The organism is Bradyrhizobium sp. SUTN9-2, from assembly GCF_003122645.1.
In the GTDB taxonomy this organism is placed as follows: Bacteria; Pseudomonadota; Alphaproteobacteria; order Rhizobiales; family Xanthobacteraceae; genus Bradyrhizobium; species Bradyrhizobium yuanmingense.
Genome location: NZ_LAXE01000001.1, coordinates 5,713,674 through 5,731,538, shown reverse-complemented (window position 1 = coordinate 5,731,538; position 17,865 = coordinate 5,713,674). Strand labels below are relative to the sequence as shown.

Here is a 17,865-nt window from a genome sequence, read left to right as displayed (position 1 = left end):
GACACCCAAAGGGAGTGAAACATGCTGAAACTGAAGACAACATTTCTCGCGCTGGCGTTGGCCAGTGCCGCCACGATGGCCACAGGCGTCGCTGCCTTCGCCCAGAAGGCGACGGTCGGCATCGCCATGCCGACGAAGTCCTCGGCGCGCTGGATCGACGACGGCAACAACATGGTCAAGGTGCTGAAGGAGCGCGGCTACAACACCGACCTGCAATATGCCGAGGACGACATCCCGAACCAGCTCTCCCAGGTCGAGAACATGGTGACCAAGGGCGCCAAGGCGCTGGTGATCGCCGCGATCGACGGTACCACCTTGTCCGACGTGCTCAAGCAGGCGAAAGCAAAAGGCATCACCGTGATCGCCTATGACCGCCTGATCCGCGGCACGCCGAACGTCGACTATTACGCGACCTTCGACAACTTCCAGGTCGGCGTGCTCCAGGCGGAGTCGATCGTGCAAGGTCTCGGCCTGAAGGACGGCAAGGGCCCCTTCAACATCGAGCTGTTCGGCGGCTCGCCCGACGACAACAATGCCTACTTCTTCTACAACGGCGCCATGAGCGTGCTGAAGCCGTATATCGACAGCGGCAAGCTCGTGGTCGTGTCCGGCCAGATGGGCATGGATAAGGTCGCGACCCTGCGCTGGGACGGCGCCACTGCGCAGGCCCGCATGGACAACCTGCTCAGCGCCTACTACGGCAACAAGAAGGTCAACGCCGTGCTGTCGCCCTATGACGGCCTCTCGATCGGCATCATCTCCTCGCTGAAGGGCGTCGGCTACGGGAGTGCCGGCCAGCCGATGCCCATCATCTCGGGCCAGGATGCCGAGGTGCCCTCGATCAAGGCGATGCTGCGCGGCGACCAGTACTCGACCATCTTCAAGGACACCCGCGACCTCGCCAAGGTGACCGCCGACATGGTCGACGCCGCGCTCGCCGGCAAGCAGGTCACCGTCAACGACACCAAGACCTACGAGAACGGTGTCAAGACCGTGCCGTCCTATCTGCTGAAGCCGGTTGTGGTCTACAAGGACAATTGGGAGAAGACCCTGGTCGACAGCGGCTACTACAAGAAGTCGCAGTTCCAGTAAGACTCTCTCTTTTTCCCCTCTCCCCGCTTGCGGGGAGAGGGTTAGGGTGAGGGGCCTCTTTCCATACGGGCAGTGGTTGGTATGCACTCCGTCATTGCGAGCGCAGCGAAGCAATCCAGTCTGCCACCGCGGAAATTGTCTGGATTGCTTCGCTGCGCTCGCAATGACGATGTGGATGCAGCGATATCAGTCAACCTCTCCCCGCACGCGGGGAGAGACGAAGTAACGCAAGGGACACCAAAGCCATGACCGCCATGCTGGAGATGCGCAACGTCAGCAAGAGCTTTGCCGGCGTGCAGGCATTGCGCGACGTCAACTTCTCGGTTCGCGCCGGGCAGATCCATGCGCTCGTCGGCGAGAACGGCGCCGGCAAGTCGACGCTGATGAAGGTGCTGAGCGGGGTCTATCCGCACGGCAGCTACGAGGGCACCATCGTCTTCGAGGGCGAGGAGCGCCGCTTCCGCGACATCAATGATTCCGAGGCGCTGGGCATCATCATCATCCATCAGGAGCTGGCGCTGATCCCGCTGATGTCGATTGCGGAGAACATCTTCCTGTCGCATCCGCCGTCGAAGTTGGGGGTGATCGACCGCGACGAGGTCTACCGGCGCACGCGCGAGCTGCTGGCGCAGGTCGGCCTGAAGGAATCGCCGGATACGCTGATCACCGATCTCGGCGTCGGCAAGCAGCAGCTCGTCGAGATCGCGAAGGCGCTGTCCAAGCGGGTGCGGATGCTGATCCTGGACGAGCCGACCGCGAGTCTCAACGAGGCCGACAGCGCCGCGCTGCTCGAACGGCTGATGACGTTCCGCGAGCAGGGCATCGGCTCGATCCTGATCTCGCACAAGCTGAACGAGGTTGCCAAGGTCGCCGACCACATCACCGTGCTGCGCGACGGCCGCACGGTGGACAGCATCGACTGCCACGCCGAGCAGATCCAGGAAGATCGCATCATCCGCAGCATGGTCAACCGCGACATGGCGCACCGCTTCCCGGAGCGCAACGTGAAGATCGGCGAGCCCGTGCTCGACGTCGAGAACTGGTCGGTCTATCACCCCATCCATCCCGAGCGGCAGGTGATCAAGAACGTCAGTTTCGGTGTCAAGCGCGGCGAGGTCGTGGGCATTGCCGGGCTTATGGGGGCAGGGCGCACCGAGTTCGCCATGAGCCTGTTCGGCCGCTCCTGGGGCACCAATATCAGCGGCACTATCCGGCTCGAAGCCCGTGAGATCGCGCTGCCGAGCGTCGCCGCCGCGATCGACGCCGGCCTTGCCTACGTCACCGAGGACCGCAAGCAACTCGGCCTGATCCTCGCCGACGATGTCCGCAAGAACATCACGCTGGCGAGCCTCGACCAGGTTGCACCTGGCAGGGTGATCGACGACATCGCCGAGCTCAAGGTCGCCAGCGACTACCGCAACCGCATGCGCATCCGCTGCTCCGACGTCTACCAGGAGACCGGCCAGCTCTCCGGCGGCAACCAGCAAAAGGTCGTGCTGTCGAAATGGCTGATGACCGACCCCAAGGTCCTGATTCTGGACGAGCCGACCAGAGGTATCGACGTCGGTGCCAAATATGAGATTTACTGTATCATCAACGAGCTTGCGGAAGCCGGCCGCGGCGTCGTGGTGATCTCCTCGGAGATGCCCGAGCTGCTCGGCATCTGCGACCGCATCTGTGTCATGAACGACGGCGCCTTCGTCGGCGAGTTCAAGGGCTCAGAGGCGACACAGGAAAAGATCATGCGCGCCATCATGCGCAACGAACGAAGCATTGGGAACGCCGCGCCCGCGGCCGCGGAGATGGGAGGATCGCAGCCATGACCGACAAGACGGTTTCGCTGCCCGAGGAGCGCCGGCACGGCAGCTTCATCAAGAACAATTTGCGCAATTACGGTATGTTGATGTCGCTGGTTGCGATCATGCTGTTCTTCCAGGTCGTGACCGGCGGCACGCTGCTGCAGCCGCTCAACCTCACCAACTTGGTGCTGCAGAACAGCTATATCGTCATCATGGCGCTGGGCATGCTGCTGGTCATCGTCACCGGCCATATCGACCTTTCGGTCGGCTCGGTCGCGGGCTTCATCGGCGCCGTGGCGGCCTTGCTGATGGTGACCTACAAGGTCGATTATACGCTCGCCTTCATCGCTTGCCTCGCGCTCGGTGGCGCGATCGGTGCGGCGCAGGGCTATTGGGTGGCCTATTTCAAGATCCCCTCCTTCATCGTGACGTTGGCGGGCATGCTGGTGTTCAAGGGCCTGGCGCTCGCGGTGTTGCAGGGCCAGTCGCTCGGGCCGTTCCCGGCGACCTTCCAGAAGCTGTCCTCGGGTTTCATTCCGGAACTGCTGCCCGAGGCCGGCACGCTGCATCCGACCTCGATGCTGATCGGCGCCGTTCTCGCGCTCGGGCTCGTCTATGCCAGCGCCAAGGGAAGGTCGCGCGAGCAGTCGCACGGCATCGAGGTCGAACCCTATGCGTTCTTCCTCGGCAAGAGCATCTTGCTCGCCTGCGCCGTGCTGTATTTCACCTATCTGATCGCCTCGCATCGCGGCCTGCCCAACGTGCTGGTGATCATGACTGCGCTGATCGCGCTCTACGGCTTCGTCACCCGCCGCACCGTGATCGGCCGGCAGATCTACGCCGTCGGCGGCAACGCCAAGGCGGCGAGCCTGTCTGGCATCAAGACCGAGCGGCTGACCTTCCTCACCTTCGTCAACATGGGCGTGCTCGCCGCGCTCGCCGGCCTCGTCTTCGCCGCGCGGCTCAACACGGCGACCCCGAAGGCCGGCCTCGGCTTCGAGCTCGACGTCATCGCCGCCTGTTTCATCGGCGGCGCCTCGGCCTATGGCGGCGTTGGACGGGTCGGCGGTGCCGTGGTCGGCGCCATGATCATGGGCGTGATGAACAACGGCATGTCCATCCTCGGCATCGGCATCGACTATCAGCAGGTCATCAAGGGCCTGGTGCTGCTGGGCGCGGTGTGCATCGACGTGTACAATCAGCGGCGGTAGCGCTTCGTAGCCCGGATGCGGCGCAGCGTAATCCGGGTCTCTGCGCTTGGTGAGATTTCCCGGATTGCGCTGCGCTGCATCCGGGCTGCGGTCAAAGCACTACGGCAGCGGTGATTGCGTCGTGAACAGCACGGTCGCGATCCCGATCGAGAGCCCCACCGCCGATACGGTTCCCACCGTCGACAGCACGCCCATGCGCCTGAGCGCGATGGCGAAGGCAATGATGATGGGTGTTGCGGTCATCAGCCCGATCTGTGCATCGCTCATGGGATCGTCCGGCGCTCCGTGAAGCTCTGAGCCGGTTCGTACCGCGAAACGGCTGGCTGAACGTTGTGTCGGCGCAAACAGGAGCCCTGCAGTCCTCCAGTTTGTCCGGCAACAAATTCGGAACCGGGTGGTCGAGCTAAGTCTGACCGGCGTCCTGATCCAGAAAGACGATGTCGACGGCCGAGTGCGAACAGCAGGAAACAGGCTGGGGAATCCTGCAGGATCTCCCCGGCGATCCCATGATCTGGGTGCTGATCTTCAGCGAACTCGTCGCCTTCGGCCTGCTCCTCGGCGCCTTCTCTGTCGCCCGCGCGATTCACCCCGCGGTGTTCGCGGCCGGGCAGGCCACGCTCGATTCGCATCTCGCCGGCCTCAACACCGTCGTGCTGGTGACCAGCGGCTGGGCGGCGGCCCGGGCGACCAAGGCCGTGCGGAATGGACAACGGGCAACGACACGATACTGGCTTCTCGGCGCCATGGCGCTCGGCTGCCTTTTCATCGCGATCAAGCTCGCAGAGTACGCCGAAGAAACCGGGCGCGGGGTCGGGCTTGAGACCAATCCCTTCTTCACGCTCTACTTCCTGCTGACCGGCTTTCATCTCCTGCACGTTGGCCTCGGCATCATCATTCTCGCCGTGGTCTGCCGCCGTGCCGGGATATCAGGCGTCGAGACGGGAACGGCCTTCTGGCACATGGTCGATCTGGTCTGGATCGTGATGTTCCCGATCCTGTATCTGGTGAAATGACGATGCCAGATCGTGTCGACGTCACCTGGATCGCCTTGATCGGCCTTGCGCTTGCGACCGTCCTGCTGCCGCCGCTAATACCACGGGCGCTGCTCGGCAACGCTCTGCTGCTTGCCTTCGCCGCGCTCAAGGGGCATCGCATCGCGCTCGACTTCATGGATCTTCGCGCCGTCCCCGCACTCTGGCGCGGTCTCGTCGCGAGCTGGATCCTCATCGTGCTGCTGCTTGCCTGGCTCGCCTCGGCGCTCGTCGCCCTGATCTGACGCGCTCATTGCGCCCTGACAAAGAACGGGCTGGGCAAAGCGGCAATAAATCACACTATCGCGATTTCGCAGGAATCAACCGGAAAGGATTGGCAATGGCTGAACGCCTGACCAAGTCGGCCGCTCGAAACGTCTTCTACGGCGGCTCGGCCTTTTTCTTCGCCATCTTCATAGGGCTAACGGCGCACAGCCATTACTACATGGCCACGACATCGACCGACGCAGCCACGCTGACGTCTTCGGTTGCCCGCGGCAAGCACGTCTGGGAGAAGAATTCTTGTATCAACTGTCATACCCTGCTGGGCGAGGGCGCCTACTTTGCGCCTGAAGTCGGCAATGTCTGGGATCGCTGGGGTGGCAACGAGGATCCGGCCGCCGCGCGCGAGACATTGAAGGCCTGGATGCAGTCGCAGCCTTCGGGCGCACCGGGCCGCCGGCAGATGCCTCAATTCAACCTCACCGACCAGGAGCTCGATGATCTCGCCGACTTCCTGCAATGGACCAGCAAGATCAAGCGCCAAGAGTGGCCGCCGAACAAGGCGGGCTGAGCGCATCGCTTCCTGAAATCCCTCAAGACAGAGAGCCTGAGATGAAATATCAGACCCAGAAAGTCGCGATGCTGTATTTCTACGGCGCGCTGACCCTGTTCGTGGCGCAGGTCCTATTCGGCCTCGTCGCTGGAACGATCTACGTCCTGCCCAACACGCTGTCGACCCTGCTGCCGTTCAACGTCGTCAGGATGATCCACACCAACGCGCTGATCGTGTGGTCGTTGATCGGCTTCATGGGCGCGACCTACTTCCTGCTGCCCGAGGAAACCGAGACAGAGCTCTACAGCCCGCTTCTGGCCAAGATCCAGTTCTGGATGTTTTTCGGTGCTGCGGGTGTGGCTGTGGTCGGTTATCTCTTCCAATACCACGAGGGCCGCGAATTCCTCGAACAGCCCTTCATCATCAAGGTCGGCATCGTCGTCGTCTGCCTGATGTTCCTGTTCAACGTCACCATGACGGCGCTGAAGGGCCGTAAGACCACGATCACCAACATCCTGCTATTCGGGCTGTGGGGCGTTGCGATCTTCTTCCTGTTCGCCTTTTACAACCCGGTAAATCTCGCGGTCGACAAGATGTACTGGTGGTATGTTGTTCATCTCTGGGTCGAGGGCGTCTGGGAGCTGATCATGGCCTCCGTGCTCGCTTATCTCATGATCAAGCTCAACGGCATCGACCGCGAAGTGGTCGAGAAGTGGCTCTACGTCATCATCGGGCTGGCGCTGTTCTCCGGCATCCTCGGCACCGGCCATCATTTCTACTGGATCGGCGCGCCCGGTTACTGGCAGTGGATCGGCTCGCTGTTCTCCACGCTCGAGGTCGCGCCGTTCTTCACCATGGTGATCTTCACGGTGCAAATGACCTGGAAGGCCGGCCGCAAGCACCCGAACCGCGCTGCATTGTTGTGGTCGGTCGGCTGCTCGGTCATGGCGTTCCTCGGCGCCGGTGTCTGGGGTTTCCTGCACACCCTGTCCTCGGTCAACTACTACACCCACGGCACCCAGGTTACCGCCGCGCACGGCCATCTCGCCTTCTTCGGCGCCTATGTGATGCTGAACCTGTCCGTGATGGCCTATGCAATCCCACAGATCAGAGGGCGTGCGCCCTACAATCAATGGCTCTCCATGGCGAGCTTCTGGATCATGTGCACCGCCATGATGGTGATGACCTTCGCGCTGACCTTCGCCGGCGTGGTCCAGGTCCATCTCCAGCGCGTGCTCGGCCAGGGCTACATGGACGTGCAGGACCAGCTCGCGATGTTTTACTGGGTCCGGCTGGGGTCCGGCGTGTTCGTCGCGATCTCCGCGCTGATGTTCGTGTGGGCCGTGCTTGTGCCCGGTCGCGCCCGTCAGCCGGTCATCCCCGGCGCGTTGCAGCCGGCCGAGTGAGCGCGCAAAGGCGGCCGTGGCTCGCTGCGGCCGCCGTCACTATGTGAATTCCGGAGAAAGACCATGAATGCAGCACTTCTCGCCGTGGCGAAGCCCGAACCTCAGCCGCCCGCCTATACTGCCAGTGGCAACGAATGCGCGCTGTTCGAGCACGCTTGGCGCAATCAGCTGCCGGTGCTGCTGAAGGGGCCGACCGGCTGCGGCAAGACGCGCTTCGTCACGCATATGGCGGCGCGGCTGGGATTGCCGCTGCACACCGTCGCCTGCCACGACGATCTCACCGCGGCCGATCTCACCGGCCGCTATCTGCTCAGGGGCGGCGATACCGTGTGGAGCGACGGCCCGTTGACGCGGGCGGTGCGCGAGGGCGGCATCTGCTATCTCGACGAGGTCGTGGAGGCGCGCAAGGACGTAACGGTGGTGCTGCATCCCCTGACCGACGATCGCCGCATCCTGCCTCTGGAGCGTACCGGCGAGCAGCTTGCCGCGCCGAACAGCTTCATGCTCGTCGTCTCCTACAATCCAGGCTATCAGACGCTGCTCAAGGCGCTCAAGCCGTCGACGCGGCAGCGCTTTGTCGCGATCGAGTTCGGCTTCCTGCCGCCGGAGCAGGAGATTGCGGTGGTCGCCGCCGAGAGCGGACTATCGCCGGAGCGCGTGCGGCCGCTGGTCGGGCTGGCTGGCCGGCTGCGCGCGCTGAAGGGCCACGACCTGGAGGAGGGTGTCTCGACCCGGCTCGTCGTCTATTGCGCGACCCTGATTGCGGCCGGCATGCCGACGGCCGATGCCGTGCTCGCTGGCATGATCGAGCCGCTGACCGACGATGCCGATGTCAAGGCGGCGCTGCTGGACGTCGCGCGTGCCGTGATCGGCTGAGGCGGCTCCGATGCTCGATTTCCTCGAACTGGAAGAGACCGTCGGCCGCGCCTGGCACCGCATGGTCGGTGGCACCGCCAGCTATCCGGTTCATGCCGAGCATGCGGTCTCGCTTGCGGAAATGAGAAACAGGCTCGCGGTGATGTTCCGCGCGCTGGGCGGTGAGGCGGGTGTGCAGATCGCCGGTGCCGGCGCGCGCAAGTCCGGGCATCGGCTCGGCTGGCGGCAACGCATCGGTCTCGGTGACGAGCGCCTGGAGCAGCCGGGCCGCGATGCCACCTCCATCTTCCTCCCTGAAAGCATCGCGATCTTTCCCGACAACGCGCTGAATGCAGCGCTCTATCGCTGGCTCGCGGCATGGTTCGCAGCCGCGCCGATCGAAACCATCACCGAATCCGATCCGCTGCGACGGGATCTTCTGGTGTTGCGCCGGGCCAGCGAGACGGCGGTCTTCGTGCTCACGCAATTTCCCGGCCTCGTCGACGACTATGCGCAACTCGCCGCAGCAACTGCCGAAGCCAGGCCGCGTCGCCCCTTGCCGCGCATCGAGCAGGAGGTCGAGCAGATCGTGCTGGGGCTACTCGGAACCGGAAAGGCGCCTGCGGGCAAGCTGTGGCCCGCGATGATGGGAACGGAGCCGCTGCTGGTCAAGGCGCCGCCTGGCTATCGCTCGATGCTTCCGTGCCCGCTGTGGGGCGATTGCTGGACCCGCGAGCTGTCGCCTGCGCATGCGGGCGTGGATGAATGCGTCGATGGTGCGGAGGCCGCGAGCGAGGACAATCGCAAGCACTTTGCCGTGCGCGAGCGCGAGGACGGCGCCAATCGCCGCGATCCCTTCGTACTCAACCGCTTCGAGAAAATTCTCGCGATGGCCGAGATGGTCAATGTCGACCGCCCCACCGATGACAGTGAGGAGGAGGATGCGCAGAAGGCGGCGGACGATCTCGAGGAGATAACGCTCAGCCGCCGCAGCGGCAAGCCGGCGGGCCGGTTCAAGTTTGATCTCGACCTCCCGCCGGAGGCCCTCGATGCCTCGCGCTTGACTGCGGACCTGACCTATCCGGAGTGGGATTATCGCAGCGGCTCCTATTTGCCGGATCATTGCCGCGTACTCGCATCTGCCGCCCCCGAGAATGGGGAAAGCTGGACGCCCGACGAGACCATGCGCCGGCACATCCGCCAGGTGCGCCGCCGCTTCGAGGTCCTGCGGCCGCGCCATGAGTTGATGCGGGCTCAGGCCGACGGGCATGATCTGGATCTAGACGCGCTGGTGCGTGCGCGGTGCGATCTCCGCGCCGGCAGCAGCAGCGGTCTTGATCGCGTCCACGTGGCGATGCGCCCGCAAGGTCACGATCTCGCTGTCACGCTGCTGGTCGACGTCTCGCTCTCCACGGACGCCTGGGCCAATGGCTACCGCGTGCTCGACGTCGAGAAGGAGGCGCTGCTCGTGCTTGCCCACGGCCTATCCGCCTGCGGCGATCATCACGGCATCCTGACCTTCACCTCGCGCCGGCGCTCCTGGGTGCGGCTCGAGACGGTTAAGGCGTTCGGCGAGCCGATGAGTGACGTGGTCGAGCGCTGCATTGGCGCGCTCAAGCCCGGCTATTACACGCGGATCGGTGCGGCGGTACGGCATGCCGTCGCCGAGCTTGCACGCCAGCCGCAGCGCAAGAAGCTGCTGCTCGTCCTCACCGACGGCAAACCGAACGACGTCGACCACTATGAAGGGCGCTTTGCGGTCGAAGACACCAGAAAGTCCGTGCAGGAAGCGCGCCGGCTCGGGATCACGGTGTTCGGCGTAACGATCGACGCGGCGGCGCAATCCTATTTTCCGGCCCTGTTCGGGCGCAGCGGCTATGCGATCGTCGGCAACATCAAGCGACTGCCCGCGGCACTGCCGGCGATCTACCGGCAGGTGGCCCACTGAGGCGGTTCATGCAACTCGACGTTGGGCTATTGCTCACGGCTTGGGTATATGATCGAATGTCCGGATGGACCAGAGCCGGCCAAATCCCGATCTGATCATCTTCGACTGCGACGGCGTGCTCGTCGACAGCGAGCTCTTGAGCTGCCGCTGCCTGTCCGAGGTCCTGGCGGAATTCGGTCTCGTGCTCAGCGAGGAGCAGGCGCTCGAGCTGTTTCTCGGACGCAGCACCAAGGCCGTCGAGCAGCATTATCGCGATCTCGGGCACTCGCTGACGGACGCCTTCCCGCCCCGACTGAAGTCGCGTGTGCTGGAGAATTTTGCCGCCTCGCTCGCGCCGATTCCCGGGGTGGAGGCGGCGATCTCCGGACTGACCGTGCCGTTCTGCGTGGCCTCGTCGAGCGATCTCGACCGCGTCTCGCTCTCGCTCGACGTCACCGGTCTTCGGGCATATTTCGGCGATCGGATCTACACCGCGCAGATGGTCAGGCACGGCAAGCCGGCGCCTGATCTCTTTCTTCATGCGGCCGAGAGCATGCGCACGCCGCCATCGCGCACGCTGGTGATCGAGGATAGCGTCAGCGGCGTGCAGGCGGGTAAGGCGGCCGGCATGACCGTCTGGGGATTTGTCGGCGGCGGCCATTATCGCAGCCGCGATGGCCGGGCTATATTATCGGCCGCCGGGGCCGATCGGGTCTTTACACATATGAGCGATCTCTGGGAGGTGTGAGCGCGCATGGCCGCCGAGAACGACAAGTCGAGACTCGACGACGCCGCGCGCGCCGGCTGGCTCTATTTCATTGCCGGTCACACACAGGACGAGATCGCAAAGATGCTTCAGGTGTCGCGGGCTTCGGCGCAGCGGCTGGTCTCGTTGTGCCTCGCCGAGCGGCTCATCACCTTCCGGCTCGAGCACCCCATCGCAGCCTGCATGGAGCTGGCGGCGCGCTTGAAGCAACGGTTCGACCTCGTTCATTGCGAGGTGGTGCCGGCCGATCCGGCCGCGCCGCAGGCGGTGGCTGGAATCGCCGAGCGCTGCGCCAATTTGCTCGATTCCACGCTGCGTTCGGAGACGCCCGTGATCGTCGCGCTCGGCACGGGCCGGGCGGTGCGTGCCGCCGTCGAGCGCGTCACGCCGATCGAGCGGCCCAATCACCAGATCGTCTCGCTGGTCGGCAACATCTCCGCCGACGGCTCGGCGAGCTTCTACGACACCGTCGGCCGGCTCGCCGACCGCACCGGCGCGCGGCACTATCCGATGCCGCTGCCGTTCCTGATGTCGTCGGAGGACGAGCGCAACAGGATGGTGCGCATCGAGCCGATCGCGAAGGTGAAGGCGGTCGCGGCAAGGGCTGACTTGCGCCTCGTCGGCATTGGCCAGATGGATCAGAAGGCGCAGGTGCACGTCGACGGCTTCGTCACCCGCGACGAATTGTTCGAGATGATGCGGCTGGGCGCCATCGGCGAGATCACCGGCTGGGCCTATGACGCCAAGGGCCGCCTGCTCAAGGCCGGCACCAACAAGCGCCTCACCAGCATTCCGCCGGAAGTGCCGGCGAAGACCACGACCATCGGTGCGGCGGTGGGCGCAGCCAAGGTGGCGGCGATTGCAGCCGCGCTGAGCGGCGGGCTGATCAACGGATTGATCACGGACGAGGCGACGGCAAGAGCGATTCTGGAGCGGTAAAGCGCTCACGCTTCGCGTGCCTACCACACTGGATGCTTCGCGTTCGCGGAGGACGGCAGCCGTGGGTGAAGCAAAACCTCCCCATCCTTCCCGCACCGCAGCACTCACAAGTTGCTGGAATGCCCACGCGCCTGCTTGACAACGTGCCGCCCTTGCGCTGAACATACGCCCAACGCGTGGGCATATGCCCAAAACGCGAATTGAGGGGAGGTCACCGTGAAACATGTCCTGGGCGCCGTCTGCGGCGCGTCTTGCCTGCTGCTGGCCGTCCCGGCGACGGCCGAAACGACCCTGACGATCGCCACCGTCAACAATGGCGACATGATCCGCATGCAGGGGCTGACGGGTGAGTTCACCAAGAAGAACCCTGACATCACCGTGAAATGGGTGACGCTGGAGGAGAACGTGCTGCGCCAGCGCGTCACCACCGATATCGCCACCAAGGGTGGCCAGTTCGACGTCCTCACCATCGGCACGTACGAGGTGCCGATCTGGGCCAAGAAGGGCTGGCTGGTACCGCTCGCCAACCTCGGCGCCGACTACGACGTCGCCGACCTCCTGCCCAAGATCAAGGACGCGGTCTCCGCCGACGGCAAGCTCTACGCCGCGCCGTTCTACGGCGAGAGTTCGATGGTGATGTACCGCACCGATCTGTTCGAGAAGGCCGGCCTGAAGATGCCGGAAAAGCCGAGCTGGGATTTCGTGATCGATGCGGCCAAGAAGCTGACCGACAAGAGCGCCGGCACCTACGGCATCTGCCTGCGCGGCAAGGCAGGCTGGGGCGAGAACATGGCGTTCCTCTCGGCGATGGCCAATTCCTATGGCGCGCGCTGGTTCGACGAAAAGTGGCAGCCGCAGTTCAACACGCCGGAATGGAAGACGACACTCACGACCTACGTCAACCTGATGAAGGAAGCCGGGCCTCCCGGCGCCAGCTCCAACGGCTTCAACGAGAATCTGGCGCTGTTCAACGCCGGCAAATGCGCGATGTGGATCGACGCCACAGTCGCGGCGTCCTTCGTCACCAACCCTAAGGAGTCTAAGGTCGCCGACAAGGTCGGCTTCGCGCTCGCGCCCAACACCGGGCTCGGCAAGAACGCCAACTGGCTGTGGGCCTCGAATCTCGCAATCCCTGCCGGCTCCAAGAAGACGGAAGCCGCCGAGAAGTTCATCGCCTGGGCCACCAGCAAGGACTACACCAAGCTGGTGGCCTCGAAGGAGGGCTGGGCCAACGTGCCGCCGGGCACGCGTACCTCGCTCTACCAGAACGATGAGTACCTGAAGGTCGCGCCGTTTGCGAAACTGACGCTGGCCTCGATCGACGCCGCCGATCCCAACAAGCCGACGGTGAAGCCCGTTCCCTACGTCGGCGTGCAATACGCCGCCATCCCTGAATTCCAGGGCATCGGCACGCAGGTGGGCCAGCAGTTCTCGGCGGCGCTTGCGGGATCGATGACGGTCGATGCGGCGCTCACGGCTGCGCAGTCCGCTACCGAGCGCGAGATGAAGCGCGCCGGCTACATCAAGTGAACCCGGGCTCTCCCTGAGCTCAAACTTGCGGCCATCCATCCTTGCTGGATGGCCGCCCTTCTTCCTCCGAGCGGAGCGCCAAGAATGGCAACCCGGCAGACGCAGCTTCTTGCGCGGTCGCTCCTGACCCCGGCCGTCGGACTGCTGTTCATCTGGATGATCGTCCCGCTGGCGCTGACGATCTACTTCTCGACGCTGCATTACAGCCTGCTCGATCCCGGCTCGGAATCGTTCGTCGGCCTTGAAAACTTCCGCTACTTCCTCACCGATCCTGCCTTCCTCGCCTCGCTTCAGAACACGCTGGTGCTGGTCGGCTCGGTGCTGGCGCTGACCATCCTGCTCGGCATTCCCCTGGCGCTGCTGATGGACCAACCCGTGATCGGCCGCAATATCGTGCGGTTGATGGTGATCGCCCCGTTCTTCGTGATGCCGACGGTGAGCGCGCTGGTCTGGAAGAACCTGTTGATGCATCCGGTGTCGGGATTGTTCGCCTGGCTCGCCTCGCTGTTCGGCCTGACGCCGATCGATTGGTTCAACGACGTGCCGCTGTTTGCGGTGATTTTGATCGTGACCTGGCAATGGCTGCCGTTCGCGACCCTGATCCTGCTCACCGCGCTGCAATCGCTCGACGAGGAGCAGAAGGAAGCCGCCGAGATGGACGGCGCCAGCGCCGTTTCGACCTTCATCTACATCACGCTGCCGCACCTCGCGCGTCCCATCACGGTGGTGATCCTGATCGAGACCATTTTCCTGCTGACGGTGTTCGCCGAGATCTTCGTCACCACCGGCGGCGGGCCGGGCCTGCAAACCACCAACATCGCCTTCCTGATCTATTCGCAGGCGCTGATCCAGTTCGACGTCGGCAGCGCCTCGGCGGGCGGGCTCGTCGCGGTGGTCATCGCCAACATCGTCGCCTTCTTCTTGGTCCGCATCGTCGGCCGCAACCTGGAGGCCTGACATGGCACGGATGGCGACGACGCGGCGGGTGATGATATCGACGGCGGCGGCCTGGCTGTTCGGCTTCCTGATCTTCTTTCCCATCCTGTGGATGGGGCTGGCGAGCTTCAAGACCGAGCTCGAGGCCTTCGCAATCCCGCCATCCTTCCTGTTCTTCCACTGGACCACGGAAAACTACGCCACCGTGCAGGAACGCAGCGATTATCTGCACCACGCGATGAACTCGATCATCATCGCCGGCGGCTCGACGCTCATTGCGCTGCTGATCGCCATTCCGGCGGCCTGGTCGATGGCGTTCTCGCCAACCAAGCGCACCAAGGACATCCTGCTCTGGATGCTCTCGACCAAGATGATGCCGCCGGTCGGCGTGTTGGTGCCGATCTACCTGATCTACAAGAGCCTCGGGCTGCTCGATTCCCGCATCGGCCTCGTCTTCATCCTCTGCCTCGGGAATCTGCCGATCGTCATCTGGATGCTCTTCACATATTTCAAGGAGATCCCACGCGACATCTTAGAGGCCGCGCGCATGGACGGCGCCACGATCGGCCGCGAGCTCGTGTATGTGCTGACGCCGATGGCGATCCCGGGACTGGCGTCCACGCTGCTGCTCAATCTGATCCTGGCCTGGAACGAGGCGTTCTGGACGCTGAACCTGTCCACCTCGAGCGCTGCGCCGCTCACCACGTTCATCGCCTCCTATTCGAGCCCCGAAGGGCTGTTCTGGGCAAAACTGTCGGCGGCGTCGACGCTGGCGATCGCGCCCATTCTCGTCCTGGGTTGGTTCAGCCAGAAGCAGCTCGTGCGCGGGCTCACCTTTGGCGCGGTGAAATAGGGGGCTGCCGGATCATGGGTCAGATCACACTTCAGGGCGTGCAGAAATCCTTCGGCCCCGTGCACATCATCAAGGGCGCCGACCTCGAGATCGCCGATGGCTCCTTCGTGGTGTTCGTCGGTCCCTCCGGCTGCGGCAAGACCACGCTGCTGCGGCTGATCGCGGGGCTCGAGGACGTCAGCGGCGGCAAGATCCTGATCGACGGCAAGAACGTCGTCGATACGCCGCCCGCCAAGCGCGGGCTGTCGATGGTGTTCCAGTCCTACGCGCTCTATCCGCATATGAGCGTGCGTGGCAATATCGGCTTCGGCCTCAAGATGGCGGGCTTGCCGAAGGACGAGATCAACCGCAAGGTCGAGGCGGCCGCCGCGACGCTGAATCTCACGCCCTACCTCGACCGCAAGCCGCGCGAGCTCTCCGGCGGCCAGCGCCAGCGCGTCGCGATCGGCCGCGCCATCGTCCGCGAGCCCAAGGCATTCCTGTTCGACGAGCCGCTCTCCAACCTCGACGCCGCGCTGCGCGTGCAGATGCGCATCGAGGTGACGCGACTTCAGAAGCAGCTCGGCACCACCGCGATCTACGTCACCCACGACCAGGTCGAGGCCATGACCATGGCCGACAAGATCGTCGTGCTCAACGGCGGCAAGATCGAGCAATATGGCTCGCCGCTGGAACTTTACGAGCGACCCGCCAATCTCTTCGTCGCCGGCTTCATCGGCTCGCCCAAGATGAATTTCGTCACCGGCGAGCCCGCTTTGCAGAAGGGGGCAGCGACGATCGGCGTCCGGCCGGAGCATCTGAAGATCGAGCGCGACGGCGGTGGCGGCTGGCAGGGCACCATTGCGGTGGCCGAGCATCTCGGCAGTGACACCTTCCTCTACGTCGACGCCGGTGCGCTCGGCATGCTGACGGCGCGCTACATCGGCGAATTGAGCCTGCATGCCGGCGACCGAGTATCGCTGATGCCGGACCCTGCGCGCATTCACCGCTTCGACGAGAGCGGCAACGCTCTTCGGGGCTGACAAGAAACGGCAAGAAGACGGAAAGACGACCATGTATCTGGAAAAATTCAGGCTGAGCGGCAAGACCGCGTTCATCACCGGCGGCGGCCAGGGCATCGGCCTCGCCTGCGCGGAGGCACTGGCCGAGGCCGGCGCGAAGGTCATCATCGGCGACCGCGACGGCAAGGTCGCCGACGGCGCCAAAGCCAGCCTGAGGGCGAAGGGCTACGACATCGAGACCGCAATCATGGACGTCACCAACACCACACGCGTGGCGGAGATGGCAAATGATCTCGTCGCCCGCCATGGCAAGGTCGACATCCTCGTCAACAATGCCGGCATCGCGCGGAGCGAGACGCCGGCCGAGACCGTTACCGACGAGCACTGGCTCAACGTCATCGACGTCAATCTCAACGGCACCTTCTGGTGCTGCCGCGAGTTCGGCAAGCACATGTTGAAGGCTGGAAGCGGCGCCATCGTCAATGTCGGCTCGATGAGCGGCTTCATCGTCAACAAACCGCAGGAGCAGTGCTTCTACAACGCCTCCAAGGCCGCCGTGCACCATCTGACCAAGTCGCTGGCCGCCGAATGGGGCGCGCGCGGCATCCGCGTCAACGCGGTGGCGCCGACCTATATCGAGACGCCGCTCAACGCCTTCGTGAAGAGCAATCCGAAAATGTATGACGCCTGGATCGGTGGAACTCCGATGGCGCGCATGGGGCAGGTCGAGGAGATCGCCTCCGTCGTGCTGTTCCTCTCGTCCGAGGCCGCGAGCCTGATGACTGGCAGCATCGTGCTGGTGGATGGCGGCTACACTTGCTGGTAGGCTCACCGTCAAAACGGACGGACCGGGAGAGACCATGCCGCGAGCGTATATCGGCGTCGACGTGGGGACCACGAGCACGCGGGCAGGGGTGTTTGACGAGGCCGGCACGCTGCTCGCGACGGCCCGGCATCCGATCAGGATCTGGCACGAGGCCGGCGACATCGTCGAGCAGTCGTCGGAGGACATCTGGCAGGCCTGCGCCAAATCGGTGCGCGCGGCGATGTCGGAAGCAGCGATTACGCCGGGCAGCATCGGCGGCATCGGTTTCGACGCCACCTGTTCCCTCGTGGTGCTCGATCCGCAAGGCGAGCCGCTCACCGTCAGCACCTCCGGCGAGGCGCAGCGCAACGTCATCGTCTGGATGGACCATCGCGCCACGGCCGAAGCGCGGCTGATCAACGAGACCGAGGATGCCGTGCTGCGCTATGTCGGCGGCTCGATCTCGCCGGAGATGGAGATGCCGAAGCTGCTATGGCTGAAGCGGAATCTGCGCGCGAGTTTCGATGCCGCCGGTCACTTCTTCGACCTGGCCGATTATCTGACCTGGCGGGCGACCGGCGCGCTGCAGCGCTCGACCTGCACCGTCACCTGCAAGTGGAACTATCTCGCCCATGACGGCGGCGGCTGGAGCGCGCCGTTCTTCAAGCGCATCGGCCTGTCCGACTTCGTCGCCGAAAAATACGCGCGCATCGGCACCGAAATCGTTGCGCCCGGTACGCGCCTCGGCGTCGGGCTCACGCCGGCAGCAGCAGTCGAGCTCGGCCTTCCTCCGGGCACCCCGGTCGGCGCCTCCCTGATCGATGCCCATGCCGGCGGTATCGGTGCGATTGGCGGCCGTGACGGGGCAGCCGGCCCGAGCGATGTCGGCGATCGTCTCGCCTACATCATGGGAACGTCGGCCTGCATCATGGCGACGAC

The 17,865-nt window shown here is 64.2% G+C and carries 18 protein-coding genes; 17 read left to right on the top strand and 1 reads right to left on the bottom strand.

The features are described 5' to 3' along the window. Nucleotides 1-21: 21 nt before the first annotated feature. From chvE to mmsB, 3 genes are all read left to right on the top strand, one after another. Nucleotides 22-1,092, top strand: coding sequence for a multiple monosaccharide ABC transporter substrate-binding protein (gene chvE / locus XF30_RS26610; protein ID WP_036005529.1), 1,071 nt, complete (start codon nucleotides 22-24; stop codon nucleotides 1,090-1,092). 245 nt (nucleotides 1,093-1,337) lie between these two features. Next, the gene (mmsA, locus tag XF30_RS26605) at nucleotides 1,338-2,915 is read left to right on the top strand and encodes a multiple monosaccharide ABC transporter ATP-binding protein (RefSeq protein WP_109144320.1); all 1,578 of its coding nucleotides are present in this window, start codon (nucleotides 1,338-1,340) and stop codon (nucleotides 2,913-2,915) included. Beyond that, nucleotides 2,912-4,102, top strand: coding sequence for a multiple monosaccharide ABC transporter permease (gene mmsB, locus XF30_RS26600; protein WP_036005525.1), 1,191 nt, complete (start codon nucleotides 2,912-2,914; stop codon nucleotides 4,100-4,102). The genes mmsA and mmsB overlap by 4 nt, the downstream gene beginning before the upstream one ends. A 99-nt stretch (nucleotides 4,103-4,201) precedes the next feature. On the opposite strand, the gene XF30_RS38680 is transcribed toward mmsB, so the two are convergent. Beyond that, entirely contained in the window at nucleotides 4,202-4,369 is a 168-nt protein-coding gene (locus tag XF30_RS38680; RefSeq protein WP_085974376.1) for a hypothetical protein, read from the bottom strand. A gap of 170 nt (nucleotides 4,370-4,539) precedes the next feature. On the opposite strand from XF30_RS38680, the gene XF30_RS26590 reads away from it, so the two are divergent. The 14 genes from XF30_RS26590 to XF30_RS26525 all read left to right on the top strand — a co-directional run. Beyond that, nucleotides 4,540-5,115 carry a cytochrome c oxidase subunit 3 family protein gene (locus tag XF30_RS26590; protein ID WP_036005523.1) on the top strand — a complete coding sequence of 192 codons (576 nt, stop codon included), beginning with the start codon at nucleotides 4,540-4,542 and terminating at the stop codon, nucleotides 5,113-5,115. Between the two features lie 2 nt (nucleotides 5,116-5,117). Further along, nucleotides 5,118-5,378, top strand: coding sequence for a cytochrome C oxidase subunit IV family protein (locus XF30_RS26585; RefSeq protein ID WP_109145859.1), 261 nt, complete (start codon nucleotides 5,118-5,120; stop codon nucleotides 5,376-5,378). Nucleotides 5,379-5,473: 95 nt separating this feature from the next. After that, nucleotides 5,474-5,926 (top strand): c-type cytochrome, encoded by a 453-nt coding sequence (locus XF30_RS26580; protein ID WP_036005521.1) that lies wholly within the window; start codon nucleotides 5,474-5,476, stop codon nucleotides 5,924-5,926. Between the two features lie 41 nt (nucleotides 5,927-5,967). Continuing rightward, nucleotides 5,968-7,314, top strand: coding sequence for a cbb3-type cytochrome c oxidase subunit I (locus tag XF30_RS26575; protein ID WP_036023400.1), 1,347 nt, complete (start codon nucleotides 5,968-5,970; stop codon nucleotides 7,312-7,314). Between the two features lie 63 nt (nucleotides 7,315-7,377). Beyond that, a complete protein-coding gene (locus XF30_RS26570; RefSeq protein ID WP_109144319.1) occupies nucleotides 7,378-8,190 on the top strand; it encodes a CbbQ/NirQ/NorQ/GpvN family protein in 813 nt (270 codons plus the stop codon). A 10-nt stretch (nucleotides 8,191-8,200) separates the two neighbouring features. Next, nucleotides 8,201-10,117: a nitric oxide reductase activation protein NorD gene (locus XF30_RS26565; protein ID WP_109144318.1), complete on the top strand. Its 1,917-nt coding sequence runs from the start codon at nucleotides 8,201-8,203 to the stop codon at nucleotides 10,115-10,117. Nucleotides 10,118-10,181: 64 nt separating this feature from the next. Continuing rightward, nucleotides 10,182-10,844: an HAD family hydrolase gene (locus tag XF30_RS26560; RefSeq protein ID WP_057030033.1), complete on the top strand. Its 663-nt coding sequence runs from the start codon at nucleotides 10,182-10,184 to the stop codon at nucleotides 10,842-10,844. A gap of 6 nt (nucleotides 10,845-10,850) precedes the next feature. Further along, nucleotides 10,851-11,801: a sugar-binding transcriptional regulator gene (locus XF30_RS26555; protein WP_057030032.1), complete on the top strand. Its 951-nt coding sequence runs from the start codon at nucleotides 10,851-10,853 to the stop codon at nucleotides 11,799-11,801. A 216-nt stretch (nucleotides 11,802-12,017) separates the two neighbouring features. Beyond that, nucleotides 12,018-13,331 (top strand): ABC transporter substrate-binding protein, encoded by a 1,314-nt coding sequence (locus XF30_RS26550; protein ID WP_109144317.1) that lies wholly within the window; start codon nucleotides 12,018-12,020, stop codon nucleotides 13,329-13,331. Between the two features lie 84 nt (nucleotides 13,332-13,415). Beyond that, the gene (locus tag XF30_RS26545; protein WP_057030030.1) at nucleotides 13,416-14,288 is read left to right on the top strand and encodes a carbohydrate ABC transporter permease; all 873 of its coding nucleotides are present in this window, start codon (nucleotides 13,416-13,418) and stop codon (nucleotides 14,286-14,288) included. Nucleotide 14,289: 1 nt separating this feature from the next. Then, the gene (locus XF30_RS26540) at nucleotides 14,290-15,120 is read left to right on the top strand and encodes a carbohydrate ABC transporter permease (protein ID WP_036005504.1); all 831 of its coding nucleotides are present in this window, start codon (nucleotides 14,290-14,292) and stop codon (nucleotides 15,118-15,120) included. Nucleotides 15,121-15,134: 14 nt separating this feature from the next. Then, nucleotides 15,135-16,142, top strand: a complete 1,008-nt coding sequence (locus XF30_RS26535; RefSeq protein ID WP_036005503.1) for an ABC transporter ATP-binding protein — start codon at nucleotides 15,135-15,137, stop codon at nucleotides 16,140-16,142. 31 nt (nucleotides 16,143-16,173) lie between these two features. Further along, nucleotides 16,174-16,947, top strand: coding sequence for an SDR family NAD(P)-dependent oxidoreductase (locus XF30_RS26530; protein ID WP_109144316.1), 774 nt, complete (start codon nucleotides 16,174-16,176; stop codon nucleotides 16,945-16,947). 34 nt (nucleotides 16,948-16,981) lie between these two features. Beyond that, a partial coding sequence (locus tag XF30_RS26525) for an FGGY family carbohydrate kinase (RefSeq protein ID WP_244609024.1) occupies nucleotides 16,982-17,865 on the top strand: 884 nt, incomplete at its 3' end.